Origin of the sequence: Rodentibacter genomosp. 1 (genome assembly GCF_001999285.1) — a bacterium.
In the GTDB taxonomy this organism is placed as follows: domain Bacteria; phylum Pseudomonadota; class Gammaproteobacteria; order Enterobacterales; family Pasteurellaceae; genus Rodentibacter.
Window position 1 is genome coordinate 130415 of record NZ_MLHN01000009.1, and the last position, 21480, is coordinate 151894.

Here is a 21480-nt window from a genome sequence, read left to right on the forward strand (position 1 = left end):
ATTGACCGCACTTTCTATAACAATCAAGCATCGTTTGAGATTAAGCGACGATACCAAATTGTTCTTTCATTAATGCTTCAAAATCGGTACATCCGCCAATTGGTTTTTCGTCAATAAAGATTTGTGGTACGGTTTCAACGGGTTTTCCGACTGATTTAGATAAATCCTCTTTTGTAATACCTTCAGCGTGAATATCAACGTAACGGTAATCAAAATCAGCAATTTCACTTTTTAATTTTTCAGCAAGATTTTTTGCTCGAACACAGTAAGGACAACCGGGGCGACCAAAAATAACAACAAACATAATTTTCTCCTATTCATATTAAATTTTGTCATTCTACTCTTTTTTTGATTGGCCATAAACCGTTTTTCAGGATTGTTATGATTGGTATAATGTATCGCTATTTTTAATTTGGAATTTTCCTATGAAATTGTTAATGCTTTGCCGTGAACCCCGTTTATACAGTTGCCAACGTTTAAAAGAAGCCGCAATACAATGCGGACATGAAATGGATATTTTAGATCCGAATCGTTGTATTCTAAAACTCAGGGAAAATTCACCGCACTTTGCCATTTATTATCAGCCAAAGGAAGGGAATATCTATCTTTTGCCCGATTATGATGCGGTGTTACCACGCTTCGGCACGGCAAGTACAAAAATGGGCTGTGCTGTATTGCGTCATTTCCAAGCAAAAGGTGTCTATTGTTTAAATACCGAAAGGGCATTTTCAATGGCGCGTGATAAATGGCAAAGTTTACAAATTTTGCGAGAGCAAGGTATTTCCGTGCCAAATAGTCAGTTATCGGGTGTTGAGCTTGAAGCGAAAACCTCTATTGACCAAATGGATTCGCCTTTAATTATTAAAACTTTAAATGGTTCTCAAGGCATTGGCGTGATGTTGATGGAAACATCACAAAGTGCGGTCAGTATTTTAGAAACTTTAAAACAATCGAATGTACCAGTATTGTTGCAAGATTTTATTAGCGAAGCGAAGGGCGAAGATATTCGTTGTTTTGTGATTGGCGATAAAGTTGTCGCGAGTATGCAACGCATAGGGCAAGAAGGTGAATTTCGTGCTAATTTCCATCGTGGAGGCTCTGCACAAAAAATTATTTTGTCCGATGAAGAAAAGCAAGTGGCAGTGAAGGCTACAAAAGCGCTAGGATTAGCGGTTTCAGGCGTAGATCTTATCCGTGCTAAATCAGGTTTATTAGTGCTGGAAGTGAATGCCAGTCCAGGGTTAGAAATGATTGAGAAAACCAGTGGTGTGGATATTGCGTTACAGATGATTTTATATTTGGAGAAAGCAATTTCACAAAAATAAACAGGCGAATAATCTATTTGCCTGCTTATTACCCTTTCAAATTCTGTTGAGGATCGTAATTGGGTGGTAATTCCGGCATTGAATTTTCTTCATCAAAGGGTTCGCTGGCAGGGCGGTATTGAAATTCCTGGTTATTTTGACCGCTCTTTTCCTTGCCTAATAATTGGGGCTGTAATTTCAAAAAGCTACTTTTTGGGGAAAGCCAAATATCAATAAAAGCTTGAGTGAATTTTGCATCAAATTCGTGATTCAATACGGTGTCGTTGGCAATAAAATAACCCTTATTTTCTAACGCAACGAAATTTAAAAGATCATTCGGTGCAAAATCGGGGAAAATCTCCTGCATTTTTTTCAACCAAGCATTGGTGTCATCAGCACTAAGTTGTTGTGCGTCCATTTCTTTTATCAGAGTAATCGCAAAGTTTTTACCTTCAATCGGTTTCTCATATTTGATCGAAAACATTAAAGGACGTTGACTTTCTTGGAAAGTCCCGTTTTCTGAAAAAAGTCCGACACTATAAACGTGAAAGGGACCCCAAGTATATTCGGCATTGCCTACAGGAATCCAGTGGGCAGAAAGTGCGGTTGAAAAAAAAGTTAAAATTGTCACGAAAAGATATTTAATTTTCATATTGTTATTTTATCGTTCAATATGGGGCGGATTATAGCAAAAGCACCTTTAAAACCACAAATAAAAAGGCGGGAGTTTTCCCCGCCTTTGGCCGTTATTTTATCGGTAAGTTTATTTTAAACTCCCTACCATATCTTCAGGGCGTACCCATTTGTCGAAATCTTCCGCTGAAACCAAGCCAAGATTAATGGCTTCTTCACGTAGGGTTGTGCCATTTTTGTGAGCGGTTTTGGCAATTTTCGCTGCATTTTCGTAACCAATATGAGTATTAAGTGCGGTCACTAACATCAATGAATTTTCAAGTTGTTGTTTAATGCGTGGATAATTTGGTTCAATGCCTACCGCACAATGTTCGTCAAAGGACACGCAAGCATCGCCTAATAATTGCGCGGATTGTAAGAAGTTAGCGATCATCACCGGATTAAACACATTTAATTGGAAATGACCTTGTGACCCTACAAAAGCAATGGTGGTGTCATTACCAAATACTTGTGCACAAACCATGGTCATCGCTTCACACTGGGTTGGATTTACTTTGCCCGGCATAATGGAAGAACCCGGTTCATTTTCTGGGATTAAAATTTCACCGATACCTGAACGAGGGCCGGAGGCTAACAAACGAATGTCGTTAGCGATTTTGAATAAGCTCATGGCAAGTTGGCGTAATGCGCCGTGAGTTTCTACGATGGCATCGTGCGCCGCTAATGCTTCAAATTTATTGTCGGCAGTAACAAATGGAAGTCCGGTGAATTTTGCAATGTAATCCGCCACTTTTACATCATAGCCTTTCGGCGTATTTAACCCTGTCCCTACTGCCGTACCGCCAAGAGCTAATTGGCTTAAATGAGGAAGAGTATTTTTTAATGCACGCAAGCCGAAATCTAATTGGGTCGAATAGGCTGAAAATTCTTGACCTAAGGTTAATGGTGTTGCGTCCATTAAATGGGTACGACCGATTTTTACCACATCTTTAAATGCTTCAGATTTGGCAGCGAAGGTTTTTTGTAAACGCTCAACGCAAGGAATGGTGTGTTCCACCACTTTTTTATAGGCTGCAATGTGCATTGCTGTTGGGAACGTATCATTAGAGGATTGAGATTTATTCACATCATCGTTCGGGTGAATAATTGATTTCTCCCCTAATTTACCACCATGTAAAACATGGGCACGATTCGCTACCACTTCATTAACATTCATATTGGATTGCGTACCGGAACCGGTTTGCCAAATCACAAGTGGGAATTGATCGTCTAATTTGTGAGCAAGGATTTCATCGCAGGCTTGGGCGATTAAGTCGCGTTTTTCAGCAGGTAATACGCCTAAATCGTGGTTAGTAAAGGCAGCGGCTTTTTTCAAATAACCAAAGGCTTCAATAATTTCAGCCGGCATTGAGGCTTCAGGCCCAATTTTAAAGTTATTACGTGAACGTTCAGTCTGCGCTGCCCAATATTTATCGGCAGGAACTTGAACTTCACCCATCGTGTCTTTTTCTATACGAAATGCCATTGTGATACTCCTATTCAATAGAATGAAAAATAAAAAACGGATCGATTTTAACACTTCAGAGGTATGAATGGAATGTAACAGAAATACCAAAAATCAGTTTTGTGATTTAGATCATAAAAAGTGCGGTTGATTTTATGCCTGTTTTTCTCCATTAACTTGAGTCATGATTTAGTCATTTATTTTCCTCCGATTTTTCGGTAGAATTCCACAGTTTATAGTCTGGTGAATTTGAGGCAACAATGATGAAAAATGCACAGTTTTACATTCTGACAGAACAAAGCCCATTCACTGCTGAACAACTTGCGTGTAATTTAGCTGCATCAGCTTGGCGTTTAGGAAAACGGATTTTAATTGCCTGTGAAACGGAACAACAAGCACTAGATATTGATGAGGTGCTTTGGCAACGGGATCCCAATGAGTTTGTGCCGCATAATTTATCGGGTGAAGCGACTCAATATCCCACACCTATTGAGATTTCATGGCGTGGAAAACGCAATGCACAACGACGTGATTTGCTCATTAATTTACAGAAAGACGTACCCGAATTTAGCCATAGTTTTACGCAGTTAATTGATTTTGTGCCTGTGGAGGATGACCAGAAAGAGCAGGCACGGGTGCGGTACAAACAGCTACGTATGCAAGGTTGGCAACTTTCCACCGAAAATACTTAATTTTACTAAAACCCTAGGGATCTAATATGAAACTTTCTTTGCCAATTTTTATAGGATTAAGCGTTTTAACCTTAGCTGCTTGTGATAAGCAAGAAGCAAAAACAACCGAAAAATCAACCGCACTTACTGAAAATTCCATTGTTCCAAAAGCGGAAGAAAAAACGGATACATCAGCAGAAACTGAAATGGCGGTAGGAACGGAAACAGCTGTTGAGCAAGCTGAAATCGCCGTTTCGCAAAAATCCGACGAATTAAAAAATGATGAGATTGAAACAAAATCGGTATCGGAAAAATCTGAAACCGAAGCAGAGCAGACAAAGCCTAAAACTGAAAAAACAAACTTGCAATCCGCTGTTGAAAATACGGATACACAGCCTGTCGTATCTAATGATTCAAAGAAAGTATCGAAAAAGATAACAAAAGTGAATCGTGAAAATCGTTATTTAAAGGAACAAAAAGCAATGCTCAAAGTGCTTGAATCGCAATATCAACAAGTGCGTTGTACCCCAGAAACGGCAAAATTAGGGGAAAATAGTTTTTGTCGCCAAGAAGAACGCCGTTTATTTTTAGAGATTGAGCGCGTGAAAAACGAGATTCGTTTGAATCGGTAATCAAAACTTACTGAAATTTAACCGCACTTTAACTTTAAGAGACAAATGCAATCGAACGACATCACCTTTTACCAACGTTTTGAAGACGATATTCTCGCCGGTCGTAAAATGATTACTAATTGAAGTGTTTAGCGTATAACCGATTCGGTTAGATGAACTTACCGGGCAGTATGCGAAGCAGGAAAATATGGGACTGTAGGAATTGAAAAAAGTGATTCGGGGAGCCGAGTGAAGAAGAGTTTTTTGTTATTGAATTTAATGGAGTTTTTATGAAGAAAATCATATTTTATTTTTTTGTTTTTTTACTAACAGCTTGTTCAAGCCAAATTGCGTCTGAGGTAAAAAAAGAAGTTAATTATAACCCTAAGTCCGAAGCTAGAATAAGATTATTTGGACAAAATAACTATAGTACTATTATTTATACTGATGGCACAAGGATACAAGTAGGTGGTATAAGAGCAAAAACTTTTACAGGAACACTCTCTGAAATATTTTCTCCGTTAAAAAGTATTAGTATAGGTATCCCTAAAACTGATTTGATTGAAAAATTAGCTAAAAGTAGATCAAGTATTATTGCAGGTCTTTACTATGAAGAATATGTTATTCCAGCAAATAGAGTTTATAAAGTTGGAACAAACTATAGAGATGGTGGAATTGGGCCAGTACAAATAAGTTGTGATGTAAATGGTGGTTTTTATGTTCAAAATAATTTTGATTATGAAATTTTAGCTGATATTACTTCAAATAAATGTGTAATACAAGTGCTTAAGATAATTCAGGATAATGGCAAAATTAAACATGAAATTGTTCCCTTAAAGTAATAAATTTTAAGTGAATTTTGTTATTTTATATATAAGTATAAATTTTAGTATTTATTGGGATAAATCTCCCCTAAAAAAGAGAGCGACAATGACAAAAAAATTCCAAATGGCAGATCGTTTTAATCCGTCTGCAGTAGAACAAGCCCTTTATCAACACTGGGAAGAGCAAGGCTATTTTAAGCCGTCTGAAAATCCTGACGTACCAAGTTACTGTATTGCCATTCCACCGCCGAATGTGACGGGGAGTTTGCATATGGGGCATGCGTTCCAGCAAACCTTGATGGATACATTGATTCGTTTTCATCGTATGGAAGGGCATAACACCTTATGGCAAGCAGGAACAGACCACGCTGGGATCGCTACTCAAATGGTGGTAGAGCGCAAAATTGCGGTAGAAGAAGGCAAAACCCGCCACGACTACGGACGTGAGGCGTTTATCGACAAAATCTGGGATTGGAAAGCCTATTCGGGCGGCACAATCAGCCAACAAATGCGCCGCTTAGGTAATTCTATTGACTGGGAACGTGAACGTTTCACTATGGACGAGGGGTTGTCCAATGCCGTAAAAGAAGTGTTTGTTCGATTACACGAAGAAGGCTTAATTTATCGTGGCAAACGCTTGGTAAATTGGGATCCAAAACTTCTCACTGCCATTTCTGATTTGGAAGTAGAAAACCGTGATGAAAAAGGCTTTATGTACCACGTTCGCTATCCGTTTGTGGATAAATCCGAAACCTTTGGCGGTGGCTATATGCACATTGCCACCACCCGTCCGGAAACGATTTTGGCGGACGGCTGTTTAGCGGTTCACCCTGACGATGAACGTTACAAAGATGTGATCGGTAAAATGGTACACGTCCCGATGACTGACCGTGTCATTCCGGTGGTGGCTGACCCTTACCCTGATCCTGAATTTGGTACGGGCTGTGTGAAAATCACGCCGGCGCACGATTTCAACGACTATGAGGTGGGTAAACGTCACGATATTGAAATCATCAATTTAATGAACCCTGATGCGACCTTGAATGACAACGCGCCTGAGCGTTATCGTGGCTTGGATCGCTTTGAGGCTCGCAAAAGAATCGTAGCTGATTTAGACGCAGAAGGCTATTTAGAAAAAATTGAACCGCACGAATTAAAACGCCCGTATGGCGACCGTTCCGGCGTGGTGATTGAGCCGTATTTGACCGACCAATGGTACGTTTCTGTAAAACCACTTGCTGAAGTGGCAACCAAAGCAGTAGAAGACGGTGAAATCCAATTTGTACCGAAACAGTACGAAAACCTCTATTTCTCTTGGATGCGGGATATTCAAGATTGGTGTATTTCACGCCAACTTTGGTGGGGACATCGTATTCCTGCGTGGTATGATGAAACAGGTAATGTTTATGTTGCTCGTAGTGAAGAAGAGGTTCGCACAAAATACAATTTACCTGCAGATTTAGCCTTAAAACAAGATGAAGACGTGTTGGATACGTGGTTCTCCTCAGGATTGTGGACGTTCTCCACCCTCGGCTGGCCGGAGCAAACCAAAGAACTCAAAATGTTCCACCCTACCGATGTGCTGATCACCGGGTTTGACATCATTTTCTTCTGGGTTGCCCGAATGATTATGTTCACCATGCACTTCATCAAGGACGAAAACGGCAAACCGCAAGTGCCGTTCAAAACTGTTTACGTTACAGGTTTGATCCGTGACGAGCAAGGGCAAAAAATGTCGAAATCGAAAGGCAATGTGCTTGATCCGATTGATATGATTGACGGTATCAGCCTTGAAGATTTACTTGAAAAACGCACGGGTAATATGATGCAACCGCAATTAGCGGAAAAAATTGCTAAAGCAACCCGTAAAGAATTTGCCGAAGGCATTGCGGCACATGGTACGGATGCCTTGCGTTTTACCCTTGCGGCGCTTGCTAGCAATGGTCGTGATATTAACTGGGATATGAAACGCCTTGAGGGCTATCGTAATTTCTGTAATAAACTGTGGAATGCGAGCCGTTTCGTATTAACCAATGAAAAATTGGATTTAAGCGAAGGCGAAATTGAGTTTTCTGTGGCGGATCGTTGGATTGAATCTTGTTTTAACCGCACTGTGGGCGATTTCCGTGAAGCATTAAGCCAATATCGTTTTGATCTCGCAGCAAATGCAATTTACGAATTTACTTGGAACCAATTCTGCGACTGGTATCTAGAATTAACTAAACCGATATTCGCAAACGGTACGCCGGCACAAATTCGTGCGGCAAGCCAAACTCTTGTTAGAGTGTTAGAACGGTTATTGCGTTTAGCTCACCCATTGATTCCATTTATCACAGAAGAAATTTGGCAAAAGGTGAAAAATTTTGTGGGCATTGATGCGGACAGCATTATGCTACAAGCGTTCCCTATGGTGAATGAAAGTGCTCTTGATTGTGAAGCAGAGCGTGAAATTAATTGGTTAAAAGAAGTGATCGTTGCCGTGCGTAATATTCGTGCAGAATGCAATATTGCACCAAGTAAAGGATTAGATTTATTGTTCCGTAATATTGATGTAGCAGAACAAAAAATTCTTGAAAAACAGACCGCACTTTTATGCGCTATGGCGAAACTTGATGGTTCACGTGTGTTAGCTGAAGGGGAAAATGCGCCACTCGCCGTGGCAAAACTGGTGGGCAATACGGAACTTCTTGTACCAATGGCCGGTTTTATTAACAAAGAGACCGAGCTTGCACGTTTGAGCAAAGAGATTGCAAAATATCAAAATGAAGTCAAACGTATTGAAGGTAAACTCAGCAATGAAGCCTTTGTTGCCAAAGCACCGGAAGCGGTAATTGCCAAAGAACGTGAGAAAATGGCAGAGTATCAATCGGGATTGGAAAAAATCCGTGAGCAATATAAAGCGATTGAAGCGTTGTAATTGGGTTCTAAAAAATGAGAAAAGCAGGTAATTACCTGCTTTTCTTTTTTCTATTTCATTCTTTCATTTAATGTTATTTTGAAAGTTGTTCGATGAGATTGCTAAGTCCTTCCTCATCATAGCCTTCTTCATATTGTGCATCTTCTGCGCTGAAGCTATGTAAGTGGCGACCTGCCGTACAGCCGTATCTTTCTAATTTGGCTTTGGTGAAATTTGTTCTGAATTGGGAAGAGCTATTGTTTAAACTAATTACGCCAATCGTTGAATTTCGGCAAGGGTGCTTATTGATAAAGACTAGGTTATAGCCAGATTCACGGATGTAGCCGGTTTTATTAATGGCGGCATCAAATACTTCTTCTCGAACCAATTTATTTGTATTTTTCACAAATACACTACCTCTGCCTGTTTGAATATAAGTACTTGGTATATTAGAAAAGTCTCTAATTTGAGGCTTATCCATTGAATATTTAGCAAGTTTAACTAAGTCCATTGCACTTGAAATATTGCTATCCGATAATCCTGAACTGTCAGTAAAACGTGTAGAACGCATACCTAACTGTTTGGCTTTTTCATTCATTTTTTGAATAAATTGCAGGCGACTCATTCCGGCTGAACGGGAAAGTGCGTGAGCGGCTTGATTGTCTGAATGAACGAGCATCGCCTTGAGTAATTCATAGCAAGAAATCGGTGTGTACTTTGGCAATTTTGTATGTGTGCCTTTGATGTAATCATCGTCATCATCAGTGATTGAGGCTGTGCAACGAGGGTTGCTATTTTGTTCTAGAAACACATTAGCGGTCATGAGTTTTGTGACGGAAGCAATGGGTTGAACATGATTGGAAGCACTACTTTCTAATACTTTATCATGAGTAAAATCGTAAACAACATAGGATTGTGCCAAGACAAAAGAAGGCATAAAACAGAAAGCAGAAAACAGTTTTTTTAACATTGCAGATATTGAAGAATGAAACAGGCGCGTATTCTACCGCACTTTTGTTTAAAGTATTGTTTATTTTTGCGAGCCGATTCGTAAAAAGTGCGGTCAAAACTTCTTTTGTTTTTGAAATTTGCTAGCTTATCTTTTGGCAAATCGGTAAAATCGCTACCCATTTTATATCAGGCTTTTGTTGCGGTGAGCTACCGCAATTTTTATCGCCACAATGTGTAGCAACGAGGCTTTAATGTTAGAACAAACAAAAAAAATTAATTTAATGGACTTAACACGCAAGCAGATGCGTGAATTTTTTCAAGAGCTCGGTGAAAAACCATTTCGAGCAGATCAGCTGGTTAAGTGGATCTATCATTTTGGCGAAGACAACTTCGACAATATGACCAATATTAATAAGAAATTACGTGAAAAGTTAAAAGCAGTTGCTGAAATTAAAGCGCCGGAGGTGGCGGTGGAGCAACGTTCCGCCGATGGTACAATTAAATGGGCAATGAAAGTAGGCGAGCAACAGGTGGAAACTGTCTACATACCTGAGGCGGATCGAGCCACGCTTTGTGTTTCCTCTCAGGTGGGATGTGCGTTGGCTTGTACTTTCTGTTCCACGGCACAACAAGGGTTTAACCGTAATTTGACAGTATCTGAAATTATTGGGCAGGTATGGCGGGCATCAAAAATTATTGGCAACTTTGGTGTCACTGGGATACGTCCCATTACCAATGTTGTCATGATGGGAATGGGAGAGCCACTATTAAATGTGGCAAATGTTGTGCCGGCAATGGAAATTATGTTGGATGATTTTGCTTACGGCTTATCTAAACGTCGTGTAACACTTTCTACTTCAGGGGTTGTGCCGGCATTGGATAATTTGAGCAAGATGATTGATGTGGCATTAGCTATTTCTTTACATGCACCGAATGATGAATTACGTGATGAAATTGTACCGATTAATAAGAAATACAACATCAAAATGCTCATTGATTCGGTTAATCGTTACCTGAGCGTCTCCAATGCCAATCATGGTAAAGTCACGATTGAATATGTGATGTTGGATCACGTTAATGATAGTGTAGAGCATGCTCATCAGCTTGCGGAAGTGTTGAAAAATACACCTTGTAAAATTAATTTAATCCCGTGGAATCCGTTTCCTGAAGCACCTTATGCGAAAAGTTCTAATAGTCGTATTGACCGTTTTCAAAAAACACTTATGGAATATGGATTTACGGTTATTGTACGCAAAACCCGTGGTGATGACATTGATGCAGCATGCGGACAACTTGCCGGAGAGGTGATTGATCGTACTAAACGTACAGCAATGAAACGTCAGTTTGGACAAAATATAGGTATAACCCAAGTTAATTAACTTATAATAGGAGGAAAAATGAAAATCTTGTCTATTCAGTGCCTAAGTGCGGTTATTTTTCCTCTTGTTTTTTCAGCTTGTGTTTCTCAACTCCCATCGTCTGATTTTAATAAGCAACAAGCGGCAAAGGCTCGCGTTGAATTGGCTCTCGGTTATTTGCAACAAAATAATTTTTCACAAGCGAAACAAAATCTTGATAAAGCCTTGGCACACGATTCAAACTATTACCTCGTTTATTCAGCAATGGCTCATTTCTACCAATTGCAAGGGGAGTTAAATTCTGCTCGAGAATCTTATCTTCAAGCGATCAAACTTGATGATAAACAGGGCGATACCCATAATAATTTTGGTACGTTTTTATGTAGCCAAGGTGAGTTTCAAGAGGCTTATCAAGAGTTTATCCTTGCATTGAACTCTCCACATTATTATCGCCAAGCGGATACTTATGAAAATATAGCACTTTGCGCACAAGCTTCAAATCAAACAGAGGTTTATCGACAGGCATTGGATAAGTTACAGCAACTTGATGAACGCCGAGCGGAAAAACTCAATCAAATCAAATAAAACATTGCCAAATTATGCTTTCGACTTTAAAATTCAGCCTCCCACTATGTTGCAAAAATGAATAAATTTATGAATACACAAGCTGAAAAAACGGAAATGAAGGCGGAACATGTTTCTTTAGGCGCGCAATTTCGTCAAGCTCGCGAAGCATTAAATCTTTCTCTTGAGGAAGTCTCAAAGCAAATTACTTTGCGTCCGGCAATATTGATGCAAATAGAAAATAATGAATTTATTCAAAAAAATGTGCCAGCAACCTTTATGAAAGGGTATGTGCGTAGCTACGGAAAGTTTTTGCGTTTACCTGAAACACTTTGGGCTAATCTTTCTTTTGGTGAAGACGAAAAAAATGATTTAGATAAAAATGCACGGGCAACGCGATCCGTTAATCAATATTCTTCTCATAGTCGCTGGGTCGGTTATTTAACGGCGTTAGTGCTTCTGATTGCATTAAGTATGACGGGATTATGGTGGTGGCAAAATTACCAACAATCTAATGAAGAGCGTGATACTTTAGTGCAAAATTATGTCTCAAGTTCTGAGGAAGAAGTGGTACCAAAATCGGTTTCAGATCAAAGTTTGGAGCAGTCTTCTATTCAGCTTAATCAACCTAATCAAGTGATTGTACAACCATCAGAAACACCGCCAGTTTCTTCAGACACTAAGATGGTAGAAGAAAGCAATCCTAATTCTTCAGAGGTGAGTTTACAGACCTCCTCCTTACAAAAGGATGGTCTCTCACCGAAATCTATGACATCTCCTGAATTATCTGTGAATGATGAAGGAACGGTGATTCCGGATACCCAAAGTGCGGTTGAAAATCCAACGATTTCTCCGGCACCTCCTGCTGTGCAAGGTGATCTTATCGTGGAGGTTTTAAAAAATAGTAGCTGGTTGAGTGTTAAAGATCAGAATCGCAAAGTCCTTGTACAAAAAGAATATAAGCAAGGTGAGGTGCTGACCTTTAATGGTAACGAGTTCTCTTTAATCGTAGGGGCACCGGGTAATGTTCGTATTACCTATAAGGGTGAGAATTATCCATTAAAAGTGGATGGACGAGTGGCAAAATTTAAACTTTCACAACCTTAGTAAGGAATGATAATGTCTGCTTTCCAACCGACAATCAAGCGTCGCGAATCAACTAAAATTTATGTAGGCAATGTCCCTATCGGTGGTGATGCGCCTATTGCAGTGCAGTCAATGACAAATACTCGCACAACAGATGTAGAAGCAACAGTTGCACAAATTAAATCATTAGAACGTGTTGGCGCAGATATTGTTCGTGTTTCTGTGCCAACTATGGATGCGGCAGAAGCGTTCAAAATAATCAAACAGCAAGTGAATGTGCCGCTTGTTGCAGATATTCACTTCGACTATCGAATCGCCTTGAAGGTGGCGGAGTATGGTGTAGATTGTTTACGTATTAATCCCGGTAATATCGGTCGGGAAGATCGTATTCGTGCGGTTGTAGATTGTGCACGTGATAGAAATATCCCGATTCGTATTGGTGTGAATGCGGGGTCTTTGGAAAAAGATCTGCAAGAGAAATACGGTGAGCCAACACCGGAAGCTTTGTTGGAATCGGCATTACGTCATGTCGAAATTTTAGATCGACTAAACTTCGATCAATTTAAAGTGAGTGTGAAAGCCTCTGATGTATTTTTAGCCGTGGAGGCTTATCGTTTGTTGGCAAAAGCAATTAAACAACCTTTGCATTTAGGAATTACCGAGGCGGGGGGCGCAAGGGCCGGTGCAGTTAAATCTGCTGTTGGTTTAGGTATGTTACTTGCTGAGGGGATTGGTGATACCTTGAGAGTATCACTTGCAGCAGATCCTGTTGAAGAAATTAAAGTTGGGTTTGATATCCTCAAATCTTTACGAATCCGCTCTCGGGGAATTAATTTTATTGCTTGCCCGACTTGCTCCCGTCAAGAATTTGACGTGATCGGCACAGTGAATGCTTTGGAACAACGGCTTGAAGATATTATCACCCCAATGGATGTATCAATTATTGGCTGTGTGGTGAATGGACCGGGTGAAGCATTAGTTTCCGATCTAGGGGTGACCGGTGGTAACAAAAAAAGTGGTTACTATATTGACGGTGAACGTCAGAAAGAGCGGTTTGATAACGAAGATATTATTAATCAATTAGAAGCAAAGATCCGAGCGAAGATTGCGTTGCAGGATCCGAAAAATCGTATTATTTAAGGAAAACTCGTGGCAAAAACAATTCAAGCAATTCGTGGAATGAATGATTGCTCTCCAACAGAATCTCCATTATGGCAATGGGTTGAGGCGCAGGTACGTGAAGTATTAAATAGCTACGGCTATTCTGAAGTACGTATGCCAATCGTAGAAAGTACCCCGTTATTTGCTCGCGCCATAGGTGAGGTCACAGATGTGGTATCAAAGGAAATGTACACTTTCTGGGATAATGATGAGCAACTTACTTTGCGTCCGGAAGGTACAGCGGGTTGTGTACGTGCGGCTATTGAACATGGCTGGATTTATAATAATGAACAACGCTTGTGGTATATGGGACCAATGTTCCGTCACGAACGTCCACAAAAAGGGCGTTATCGCCAATTTCATCAAGCCGGTGTTGAAGTTTTTGGTATTGCGAATCCGGAAATTGATGCAGAATTAATTATTTTAACGGCTCGCCTTTGGAAGAAATTAGGTATTGATCAACATGTATCCCTTCAACTTAATTCAATTGGTTCATTAGCGGCAAGAGCAAATTATCGTTCAGCACTTGTTGCTTTTCTGGAGAAGCATCAAGATTTAATGAGTGAAGAAGAGAAAGAGCGTTTAGTAAAAAATCCTCTTCGTATTTTAGACACAAAAAACCAAGCCTTACAAGATGTGTTGGATGGTGCACCGAAACTACTTGATTATTTAGATGATGAGAGTCGTGAGCATTTTGGGCAATTGTGTGCATTGCTAGATTCTGTGGGAATTCGGTATGAAATTAATCCGAAGCTTGTACGTGGCTTAGATTACTACAATAAGACAGTGTTTGAATGGATCACCTCTGCATTGGGAGCGCAAGGAACGGTATGTGGCGGCGGTCGTTATGATGGCTTGGTCGAACAATTAGGCGGACATTCTGCGCCAGGTGTTGGATTCGCTATGGGATTAGAGCGTTTGGTCTTGCTCGTGCAAGAAGTGAATCGTTCAATTCCAGTAAAAAATGCGGTCGATATTTATGTGGTTTATCAAGGTGAAGGGACTGCCTTATCTGCCTTCCAACTTGCTGAAAAAGTTCGTTCAACATTACCGCACTTGGGAACAATGTTACATTGCTCGGGAGGAAACTTTAAAAAGCAATTCAAACGAGCGGATAAATCTGGGGCAAGTTTAGCGTTGGTAATTGGTGAAAGTGAAGTACTCAATAATCAAGTTGTGGTGAAGCATTTAAACGGTGGTGTTGAACAACAAACCCTTGATACAGAAAAGGTCATTGATTATATTCAGTCTCAATTTTAGTTTATAAAGGAAAATAATATGGCGTATTCTATTGAAGAAGAACAAGAGATTAACCAGTTAAAAGAATGGTGGAAGGAAAATGGTAAAAGCATCATTGTTGCCTTTATTTTAGGTGTGAGTGGTGTATTGGGTTGGCGTTATTGGCAGACCTATCAAACTAATCAAATTATTGAAGCCTCTGCAGGATATGATGCATTAATTTATAGTGCCGAACAGGATTTGACGGCGAAGAAAGCAAAATTAACCGAATTTGTTCAAGCAAATAGTCAAACCAGTTATGCCGTGTTTGCTTTATTTGATGAAGCGAAGAAAGCAGTTGAGAAACAAGATTTCATCTCTGCTGAAGCCGTTCTGCAAGACGCTTTAAAACAATCTCAAGATGAAATTCTGACTTCTCTTGCAGCACTGCGTTTAAGTGCGGTGCAATTTCAATTGGGGCAGTTAGATTCGGCGTTATCCAATCTTAATCAGGTAAAAAGTACTGGTTTTATTGCAAGAAAAGCACTTTTAACGGGTGATATTCAACTTGCCAAAGGGGAAAGCGGTGCGGCTAAAATGAGTTTTGAACAAGCGCTTAAAGTAGGTGGCCCCCTAGAACAACAAGCGGCACAAATGAAGCTAAATAATCTTTAATGTAAAACGCTCGTAAGAGCGTTTTATCTTTTTACATTACCTATTTATTTTCCCTACATTTCGTTGAAATTTTTACTTTTGTGTATTCACTACATAATACTGAAAATATCAGAAGTACAAATCTAAGGTGAGGCAGTGGATGTGAAAAGTGCGGTCAAAATTGACCGCACTTCTTTATGTTTTATTTTCTTTTCTTATTTCGCACAGTTGCAATCAGCCGTTTTCTTTTCAAAACGTTCTGCGACATAATCCCAGTTCACAACATTCCAAAATTCTTTAATGTAGTCGGGACGGCGATTTTGGAATTTTAGGTAATAAGCATGTTCCCAAACATCTAAGCCTAAAAGAGGGAAACCTTCACAGCCAGCCACCTCTTTACCCATTAATGGATTATCTTGATTCGCAGTAGAAACTACTGCTAATTTTCCTTCATGGGTTAAAACTAACCATGCCCAACCTGAACCAAAACGGGTTGCAGCTGCTTTTTCAAATTCAGCTTGGAATGTTTCAACAGAGCCAAAATCACGCATGATTGCCTCTTTTAATGCTCCTTGTAAGGTTGTTCCTTTTTTCAAGGATTTCCAAAATAAGCTATGGTTTGCGTGACCACCGGCATTATTGCGTAATACAGCACGTTTTTCAGCCGGTAGTTTGTCAAGGTGAGCAACTAATTGACCCGGGCACATTTCTAAAAATTCAGCAGGTAAGTTCTCTAATGCCGCATTTGCATTGTTAACATAAGCTTGGTGATGTTTACTGTGGTGAATTTCCATTGTTTGAGCATCGAAATGTGGTTCCAATGCATCATAGGCATAGCCTAGTTCAGGTAAAGTGTAAGCCATAATTCGTTCCTTCTATAAAACAAGTTATTATTTGAGCCATTTTGGCTATGCACTACAAAGAAAAGTCATAGCCAAAAATTGGTCAGATAGTAGCAGAAAATTTGATTTAGATCATTAAATGTTTTTCCTTTGTTGAAATTGGTATCTTAACAAATCTTGTTTTAAATCAATAAAACCTATGATATACGTCTAAAGAGTTAGCTTTTTTACCTGTTGGGAATCTCGTCAAATTTTTACCTTATGATAAAATGTCGCCAATTGTATATGGCTGTTTTTTCTTATGTTTGAATCTCATACTTTATCGATAAAAAATCTCGCTTGCCAACGTGGTGAACGGGTACTTTTTCGTGGGTTATCACAAGATTTTAAGAGTGGCGATTTTATTCAAATCGAAGGGCGTAACGGCATTGGAAAAACCAGCTTATTGAGAATTTTAGCCGGACTTGCTCAGCCCTTGGACGGAGACGTGTGGTGGGATTTGGCGTCAATTTCCAAACGACGGGAAATTTATCATCAGAATTTGCTTTATTTAGGCCACCTTTCTGGTGTAAAACCAGAATTAAGCGCATGGGAAAATTTACAATTTTATCAGCGAATTAGTCAGGCAAAATCCGGTGATGAAGCACTTTGGGCGGTGTTAGAAAAAGTGGGATTAGTAGGACGTGAGGATCTACCGGCCGCACAACTTTCAGCCGGGCAGCAGCGTCGCATTGCCTTAGCCCGTTTATGGCTTTCTCGTGCAGCACTTTGGATTTTGGATGAGCCTTTTACTGCGATTGATAAAAAAGGTGTAGAGATTTTGACTGCACTTTTTGATGAACACACAAAACAAGGTGGTATTGTTTTATTAACCAGCCATCAGGATGTGCCAAGTTGCAACTTAAAAAAGTTGGATTTAGCCAAGTATCAAGCGGAATAAGCAAATGATTTTTTGGGAAATAGTAAAACGTGAATTACAAATTGCTATGCGAAAGCGAGCGGAAATTTTAAATCCACTGTGGTTTTTTTTAATTGTGATTACACTCTTTCCGCTTGTGATTGGGCCGGATCCAACATTACTTTCACGTATTGCACCGGGAATTGCATGGGTGGCTGCTCTGCTTTCTGCGTTACTTTCTTTTGAGCGACTATTTCGTGATGATTTCATTGACGGTTCACTTGAACAATTGATGCTCTCCCCCCAATCTCCAGTCTTAACTGCATTAGCTAAAGTATTATCTCACTGGCTTTTAACCGGTTTCCCTCTTATTTTGCTTTCACCGATTGCCGCATTATTACTTTCTCTTGAGATTCATCTTTGGTGTGCGTTGGTTCTGACATTACTTCTTGGAACGCCGGTGCTAAGCTGTATCGGCGCGATTGGCGTGGCACTCACAGTGGGATTGCGTAAGGGGGGAGTATTATTAAGTTTAATTGTTGTGCCACTCTTTATTCCCGTACTCATTTTTGCTTCTTCTGTGTTAGAGGCTGCGGGATTACATTTGCCTTACGGGGGGCAATTGGCAATTTTGGGTGCAATGATGAGTGGGGCTATAACCTTATCCCCTTTTGCTGTGGTCGCTGCTTTGCGTATTAGCCTTGATAATTAGGTTAAAAGTGCGGTTGTTTTTTTGTATTTTTTGAAGGATTTTTTATGTGGAAGTGGTTACATCCCTATGCGAAATCAGAAACTCAATACCATCTTTGTGGGAAATTGAGTCCGATATTTGCAGTTTTAAGTTTTCTCTTGCTTGCTGTCGGCATTGTGTGGGGATTAGCTTATGCACCTGCGGATTATCAACAGGGCAATAGTTTTCGTATTATGTATGTGCATGTTCCTACTGCAATTTGGTCCATGGGGATTTATGGTTCAATGGCTGTAGCGGCAGTAGTTGCACTTGTATGGCAAATAAAGCAAGCTCATTTAGCCATGATTGCAATGGCACCAATTGGCGCATTGTTTACTTTCCTTGCGCTCATCACCGGGGCAATTTGGGGCAAGCCAATGTGGGGGACTTGGTGGGTATGGGATGCACGTTTAACTGCTGAGTTAATTTTATTTTTCTTATATCTTGGCATTCTTGCGCTTTATTCTGCATTTTCTGATCGGTCAACCGGTGCAAAAGCGTCCGGTATTTTATGTATTACTACCGTGGTGATTTTACCGATTATTCATTTTTCGGTGGAATGGTGGAACACTCTTCATCAAGGGGCGAGTATTACTAAATTTGAAAAACCGTCTATTGCTACGCCGATGTTAATTCCGCTGGTTTTGTGTATCTTTGGTTTTCTAGCTTTATACATTTGGTTGACATTGGTGCGTTATCGTGTGGAATTACTGAAAGAAGAGGCGAAGCGTCCTTGGGTAAGGGAATTGGCACATAAAATATAAAAGGCTCATTGGCTTTTAGCAAAAATAGGAATGGACAGAATGTGAAAACTTATTTTTCTTTCTGTTATCGAAAATAAATTGAATTTTAAGTAAAAGGAATAACGATGTTTTTTCAAACTTGGCGTGATTTTTTCAATATGGGAGGCTACGGTTTTTATGTATGGCTTTCTTATGGTATCAGTTTTGCCTCAATTGTGGCATTAATGGCTCAAAGTATTAAACAGCGAAAAATGGTATTACGGAATGTCCAACGTGAAGTGCAACGCGAGGCTCGTTTAAAACAAATCAACAAAGGAGACATATTATGAACCCGAGACGGAAATCCAGACTTCAAGTCATTACTTTTGTTGTGCTTGGCATTGCGATTGCCAGTGGCTTAATGTTATATGCATTACGCCAAAATATTGATTTGTTTTATACCCCTTCTGAAGTGATTCAAGGAAAAGAGAATAATCCAAATCAAAAACCGGAAGTCGGACAACGTATCCGAGTCGGTGGTATGGTAGTTGAAGGTACGGTGGTGCGTGATCCTAAAAGCCTAAAAGTACGGTTTGATTTAAATGATATTGGGCCGGCGATTACAGTGGAATATGAAGGTATTTTGCCGGATTTATTCCGAGAAGGGCAAGGGATTGTGGCACAAGGTGTATTGACTGCGCCGACCGTATTAACGGCGACAGAAGTATTAGCAAAACACGATGAAAACTATGTTCCCCCGGAATTGGGAGAAAAAATGCAAAAAGTGCATCAACCCATGGGGCTTAATGCTGCCGATCTAAAAGGTGAAAGCGCTCGTGATCTTCAAGAAAAACAAGAAGGCGGGAAATGATTGCTGAAATCGGAAATTATGCGCTTGCTTTAAGCCTTGCGGTGTCATTAATGTTAGCTATTTTTCCCTTATGGGGTGCTGAGAATGGTAATGTGAGATTAATGGCATTGGCTCGCCCAATGACATACGGATTGTTTATCAGTCTTACTGTTGCGTTTATCGCACTATTCTATTTGTTTGCGGTGAATGATTTTAGCGTGCAATATGTGGTGAATAATTCAAATAGTACACTTCCTGTTTATTATCGCCTTTCCGCTGTTTGGGGATCTCATGAAGGGTCATTATTGCTTTGGATTTGGTTGCTTACGCTTTGGTCAGCAGCTGTCGCATTATTCAGTAAACATTTACCTCAAGAAGCGGTCGCTCGCGTCTTAGGCATTATGGGCATTATTAGTGTAGGATTTGTGTTGTTTGTCTTGTTTACATCCAATCCGTTTAGCCGTACTTTCCCTGATTTTCCGGTAGATGGAAAAGAGCTGAATCCAATGCTACAGGATATCGGATTAATTTTTCACCCCCCTTTGCTTTATATGGGCTATGTGGGTTTTTCTGTTGCCTTTGCTTTTTCTATCGCCTCACTTATGACCGGTAAACTTGATTCCGCTTGGGCTCGTTGGTCACGTCCTTGGACGATAGCGGCATGGGTATTTTTAACCCTTGGTATTGTGCTGGGTTCTTGGTGGGCATATTACGAACTCGGTTGGGGGGGATGGTGGTTTTGGGATCCTGTTGAAAATTCCTCTTTTATGCCTTGGTTAGCAGGGACAGCATTAATTCATTCCCTTGCCGTTACGGAAAAACGGGGGGCTTTTAAAGCTTGGACGGTATTACTGGCGATTTTGGCATTTTCCCTTTGCTTGCTTGGCACGTTTTTAGTGCGTTCCGGTATTTTGGTATCGGTTCACGCTTTTGCATCAGATCCAACCCGAGGATTATACATTCTTGCTTATTTGGTTGTTGTGATTGGCGGCTCTCTTACTCTCTATGCCTATAAAGGTAACCAAATTCGATCTCGTGATAATGCCGCGCGTTATTCGCGTGAAACAATGTTGCTATTAAATAATATCCTTTTAATGACCGCACTTTGTGTTGTGTTTTTAGGGACATTATTGCCACTTATACATAAGCAGCTCGGGCTAGGCTCAATTTCAATTGGCGCCCCGTTTTTTGATCAAATGTTTCTGGTGATTATGACCCCTTTCGCTCTCTTATTGGGTATTGGCCCTTTAGTGAAATGGCGAAGAGATCAATTTTCGGCAATTCGCACGCCTGTTGTTATTAGTTTGATTGTGATGATGATTGCCGGTTTTGTTTTACCTTATCTTTTACAAGACAATATTACAGTGAGTGTCGTGCTCGGTTCCATGATGACCATCATCATCTTATTGCTTACTATTTATGAACTTCAGCAACGTGCTATGCACCGCACATCGTTTTTTGTGGGCATACGTAAGCTTTCCCGCTCTCATTGGGGAATGTTATTGGCACACTTAGGGGTGGCGATGACCGTATGGGGCATTGCTTTTAGCCAAAATTTTAGTGTAGAGCGTGATGTTCGTATGACGGTGGGAGAGAGTGCTCAAATTGGTCGTTATGATTTCAAATTTGTTGGTGTGAGTGAGGCAAATGGGCCAAATTATATCGGCGGTAAAGCACAAATTGACATTACAAAAGATGGAAAAGCGGAAGCAACATTGTTTGCTGAAAAACGTTTTTATACGGTAAGCCGGATGTCTATGACCGAGGCGGCAATCAATGGTGGCTTAACACGAGATCTCTATGTGGCACTCGGAGAAAAATTTGATGATAATTCTTGGGCGTTGCGTTTATATTACAAACCTTTTATCCGTTGGATTTGGATCGGTGGGCTATTTATGGCGTTTGGCGGATTGTTGTGCTTATTTGATAGACGCTATCGGTTTGGTTTATTACTCAATAAGTCACGTCTCTAACGTTTTATTGTTTACCTTATTTAGAAGTGC

Annotated in this window: 22 protein-coding genes; 17 read left to right on the top strand and 5 right to left on the bottom strand. The window is 40.2% G+C overall.

The window, feature by feature from the left end; translation table 11 throughout:
- Positions 1-40: 40 nt before the first annotated feature.
- Entirely contained in the window at positions 41-304 is a 264-nt protein-coding gene (locus tag BKK54_RS05750; protein ID WP_077542170.1) for a GrxA family glutaredoxin, read from the bottom strand.
- A 121-nt stretch (positions 305-425) separates the two neighbouring features.
- On the opposite strand from BKK54_RS05750, the gene BKK54_RS05755 reads away from it, so the two are divergent.
- Positions 426-1325 (top strand): RimK family alpha-L-glutamate ligase, encoded by a 900-nt coding sequence (locus tag BKK54_RS05755; RefSeq protein WP_077542171.1) that lies wholly within the window; start codon positions 426-428, stop codon positions 1323-1325.
- Positions 1326-1353: 28 nt separating this feature from the next.
- Here BKK54_RS05755 and BKK54_RS05760 read toward each other — a convergent pair whose 3' ends face one another.
- Positions 1354-1956: a hypothetical protein gene (locus BKK54_RS05760; RefSeq protein ID WP_077542172.1), complete on the bottom strand. Its 603-nt coding sequence runs from the start codon at positions 1954-1956 to the stop codon at positions 1354-1356.
- Between the two features lie 111 nt (positions 1957-2067).
- On the bottom strand, positions 2068-3462 hold the full coding sequence (gene fumC / locus BKK54_RS05765) for a class II fumarate hydratase (RefSeq protein ID WP_077542173.1): 1395 nt from the start codon (positions 3460-3462) through the stop codon (positions 2068-2070).
- A gap of 239 nt (positions 3463-3701) precedes the next feature.
- Here fumC and BKK54_RS05770 point away from each other — a divergent pair, with 239 nt between their 5' ends.
- The 4 genes from BKK54_RS05770 (at position 3702) to BKK54_RS05785 (ending at position 8464) form a co-directional block, all read left to right on the top strand.
- The gene (locus BKK54_RS05770; RefSeq protein WP_077542174.1) at positions 3702-4133 is read left to right on the top strand and encodes a DNA polymerase III subunit chi; all 432 of its coding nucleotides are present in this window, start codon (positions 3702-3704) and stop codon (positions 4131-4133) included.
- Positions 4134-4159: 26 nt separating this feature from the next.
- On the top strand, positions 4160-4744 hold the full coding sequence (locus BKK54_RS05775; RefSeq protein WP_077542175.1) for a hypothetical protein: 585 nt from the start codon (positions 4160-4162) through the stop codon (positions 4742-4744).
- Positions 4745-5013: 269 nt separating this feature from the next.
- A complete protein-coding gene (locus BKK54_RS11750) occupies positions 5014-5565 on the top strand; it encodes a membrane lipoprotein lipid attachment site-containing protein (protein WP_158074620.1) in 552 nt (183 codons plus the stop codon).
- An 88-nt stretch (positions 5566-5653) separates the two neighbouring features.
- Entirely contained in the window at positions 5654-8464 is a 2811-nt protein-coding gene (locus BKK54_RS05785; protein WP_077542176.1) for a valine--tRNA ligase, read from the top strand.
- 73 nt (positions 8465-8537) lie between these two features.
- On the opposite strand, the gene BKK54_RS05790 is transcribed toward BKK54_RS05785, so the two are convergent.
- Positions 8538-9413 carry a D-alanyl-D-alanine carboxypeptidase family protein gene (locus BKK54_RS05790; protein WP_077542177.1) on the bottom strand — a complete coding sequence of 292 codons (876 nt, stop codon included), beginning with the start codon at positions 9411-9413 and terminating at the stop codon, positions 8538-8540.
- A gap of 211 nt (positions 9414-9624) precedes the next feature.
- On the opposite strand from BKK54_RS05790, the gene BKK54_RS05795 reads away from it, so the two are divergent.
- The 6 genes from BKK54_RS05795 to BKK54_RS05820 all read left to right on the top strand — a co-directional run bounded on the left by BKK54_RS05795 (position 9625) and on the right by BKK54_RS05820 (position 15456).
- Positions 9625-10773 carry a bifunctional tRNA (adenosine(37)-C2)-methyltransferase TrmG/ribosomal RNA large subunit methyltransferase RlmN gene (locus BKK54_RS05795; protein WP_077542178.1) on the top strand — a complete coding sequence of 383 codons (1149 nt, stop codon included), beginning with the start codon at positions 9625-9627 and terminating at the stop codon, positions 10771-10773.
- Between the two features lie 18 nt (positions 10774-10791).
- On the top strand, positions 10792-11337 hold the full coding sequence (pilW, locus tag BKK54_RS05800) for a type IV pilus biogenesis/stability protein PilW (RefSeq protein WP_077542179.1): 546 nt from the start codon (positions 10792-10794) through the stop codon (positions 11335-11337).
- A gap of 69 nt (positions 11338-11406) precedes the next feature.
- A complete protein-coding gene (locus BKK54_RS05805; RefSeq protein WP_077542180.1) occupies positions 11407-12423 on the top strand; it encodes a RodZ domain-containing protein in 1017 nt (338 codons plus the stop codon).
- Positions 12424-12435: 12 nt separating this feature from the next.
- Entirely contained in the window at positions 12436-13542 is a 1107-nt protein-coding gene (ispG, locus tag BKK54_RS05810) for a flavodoxin-dependent (E)-4-hydroxy-3-methylbut-2-enyl-diphosphate synthase (RefSeq protein ID WP_077542181.1), read from the top strand.
- A gap of 9 nt (positions 13543-13551) precedes the next feature.
- Complete coding sequence (gene hisS, locus BKK54_RS05815; RefSeq protein WP_077542182.1) at positions 13552-14823, top strand: histidine--tRNA ligase; 1272 nt, start codon at positions 13552-13554, stop codon at positions 14821-14823.
- An 18-nt stretch (positions 14824-14841) separates the two neighbouring features.
- Complete coding sequence (locus BKK54_RS05820) at positions 14842-15456, top strand: YfgM family protein (protein ID WP_077542183.1); 615 nt, start codon at positions 14842-14844, stop codon at positions 15454-15456.
- Positions 15457-15650: 194 nt separating this feature from the next.
- Here the strand turns inward: BKK54_RS05820 and sodA are convergent, their stop codons facing one another.
- Positions 15651-16298, bottom strand: a complete 648-nt coding sequence (gene sodA, locus BKK54_RS05825) for a superoxide dismutase [Mn] (RefSeq protein WP_077542184.1) — start codon at positions 16296-16298, stop codon at positions 15651-15653.
- Positions 16299-16578: 280 nt separating this feature from the next.
- Between sodA and ccmA the strand changes: the two genes are divergently transcribed.
- The 6 genes from ccmA (at position 16579) to BKK54_RS05855 (ending at position 21450) form a co-directional block, all read left to right on the top strand.
- Entirely contained in the window at positions 16579-17217 is a 639-nt protein-coding gene (ccmA, locus tag BKK54_RS05830; RefSeq protein ID WP_077542185.1) for a cytochrome c biogenesis heme-transporting ATPase CcmA, read from the top strand.
- A 4-nt stretch (positions 17218-17221) separates the two neighbouring features.
- The gene (gene ccmB / locus BKK54_RS05835) at positions 17222-17887 is read left to right on the top strand and encodes a heme exporter protein CcmB (RefSeq protein ID WP_077542186.1); all 666 of its coding nucleotides are present in this window, start codon (positions 17222-17224) and stop codon (positions 17885-17887) included.
- Between the two features lie 44 nt (positions 17888-17931).
- Positions 17932-18669, top strand: a complete 738-nt coding sequence (locus BKK54_RS05840; RefSeq protein WP_077542187.1) for a heme ABC transporter permease — start codon at positions 17932-17934, stop codon at positions 18667-18669.
- Between the two features lie 104 nt (positions 18670-18773).
- Positions 18774-18977 (top strand): heme exporter protein CcmD, encoded by a 204-nt coding sequence (ccmD, locus tag BKK54_RS05845; RefSeq protein WP_077542188.1) that lies wholly within the window; start codon positions 18774-18776, stop codon positions 18975-18977.
- The gene (ccmE, locus tag BKK54_RS05850; RefSeq protein ID WP_077542189.1) at positions 18974-19498 is read left to right on the top strand and encodes a cytochrome c maturation protein CcmE; all 525 of its coding nucleotides are present in this window, start codon (positions 18974-18976) and stop codon (positions 19496-19498) included. The genes ccmD and ccmE overlap by 4 nt, the downstream gene beginning before the upstream one ends.
- Positions 19495-21450, top strand: a complete 1956-nt coding sequence (locus BKK54_RS05855) for a heme lyase CcmF/NrfE family subunit (RefSeq protein ID WP_077542190.1) — start codon at positions 19495-19497, stop codon at positions 21448-21450. Before ccmE ends, BKK54_RS05855 begins: the two co-directional genes overlap by 4 nt.
- Positions 21451-21480: the final 30 nt, after the last annotated feature.

What these genes read in the sequence shown, in the direction of transcription:
- BKK54_RS05760 (WP_077542172.1), bottom strand. Translation starts at nt 1,956, where the DNA reads ATGAAAATTAAATATCTTTTCGTGACAATTTTAACTTTTTTTTCAACC.
- BKK54_RS05775 (WP_077542175.1), top strand. Translation starts at nt 4,160, where the DNA reads ATGAAACTTTCTTTGCCAATTTTTATAGGATTAAGCGTTTTAACCTTA.
- ccmA (WP_077542185.1), top strand. Translation starts at nt 16,579, where the DNA reads ATGTTTGAATCTCATACTTTATCGATAAAAAATCTCGCTTGCCAACGT.
- BKK54_RS05795 (WP_077542178.1), top strand. Translation starts at nt 9,625, where the DNA reads ATGTGTAGCAACGAGGCTTTAATGTTAGAACAAACAAAAAAAATTAAT.
- BKK54_RS05755 (WP_077542171.1), top strand. Translation starts at nt 426, where the DNA reads ATGAAATTGTTAATGCTTTGCCGTGAACCCCGTTTATACAGTTGCCAA.
- BKK54_RS05820 (WP_077542183.1), top strand. Translation starts at nt 14,842, where the DNA reads ATGGCGTATTCTATTGAAGAAGAACAAGAGATTAACCAGTTAAAAGAA.
- BKK54_RS05750 (WP_077542170.1), bottom strand. Translation starts at nt 304, where the DNA reads ATGTTTGTTGTTATTTTTGGTCGCCCCGGTTGTCCTTACTGTGTTCGA.
- ccmD (WP_077542188.1), top strand. Translation starts at nt 18,774, where the DNA reads ATGTTTTTTCAAACTTGGCGTGATTTTTTCAATATGGGAGGCTACGGT.
- BKK54_RS05770 (WP_077542174.1), top strand. Translation starts at nt 3,702, where the DNA reads ATGATGAAAAATGCACAGTTTTACATTCTGACAGAACAAAGCCCATTC.
- fumC (WP_077542173.1), bottom strand. Translation starts at nt 3,462, where the DNA reads ATGGCATTTCGTATAGAAAAAGACACGATGGGTGAAGTTCAAGTTCCT.
- ispG (WP_077542181.1), top strand. Translation starts at nt 12,436, where the DNA reads ATGTCTGCTTTCCAACCGACAATCAAGCGTCGCGAATCAACTAAAATT.
- BKK54_RS05785 (WP_077542176.1), top strand. Translation starts at nt 5,654, where the DNA reads ATGACAAAAAAATTCCAAATGGCAGATCGTTTTAATCCGTCTGCAGTA.
- BKK54_RS05840 (WP_077542187.1), top strand. Translation starts at nt 17,932, where the DNA reads ATGTGGAAGTGGTTACATCCCTATGCGAAATCAGAAACTCAATACCAT.
- ccmE (WP_077542189.1), top strand. Translation starts at nt 18,974, where the DNA reads ATGAACCCGAGACGGAAATCCAGACTTCAAGTCATTACTTTTGTTGTG.
- sodA (WP_077542184.1), bottom strand. Translation starts at nt 16,298, where the DNA reads ATGGCTTACACTTTACCTGAACTAGGCTATGCCTATGATGCATTGGAA.
- BKK54_RS05790 (WP_077542177.1), bottom strand. Translation starts at nt 9,413, where the DNA reads ATGTTAAAAAAACTGTTTTCTGCTTTCTGTTTTATGCCTTCTTTTGTC.
- BKK54_RS05855 (WP_077542190.1), top strand. Translation starts at nt 19,495, where the DNA reads ATGATTGCTGAAATCGGAAATTATGCGCTTGCTTTAAGCCTTGCGGTG.
- ccmB (WP_077542186.1), top strand. Translation starts at nt 17,222, where the DNA reads ATGATTTTTTGGGAAATAGTAAAACGTGAATTACAAATTGCTATGCGA.
- BKK54_RS11750 (WP_158074620.1), top strand. Translation starts at nt 5,014, where the DNA reads ATGAAGAAAATCATATTTTATTTTTTTGTTTTTTTACTAACAGCTTGT.
- pilW (WP_077542179.1), top strand. Translation starts at nt 10,792, where the DNA reads ATGAAAATCTTGTCTATTCAGTGCCTAAGTGCGGTTATTTTTCCTCTT.
- BKK54_RS05805 (WP_077542180.1), top strand. Translation starts at nt 11,407, where the DNA reads ATGAATACACAAGCTGAAAAAACGGAAATGAAGGCGGAACATGTTTCT.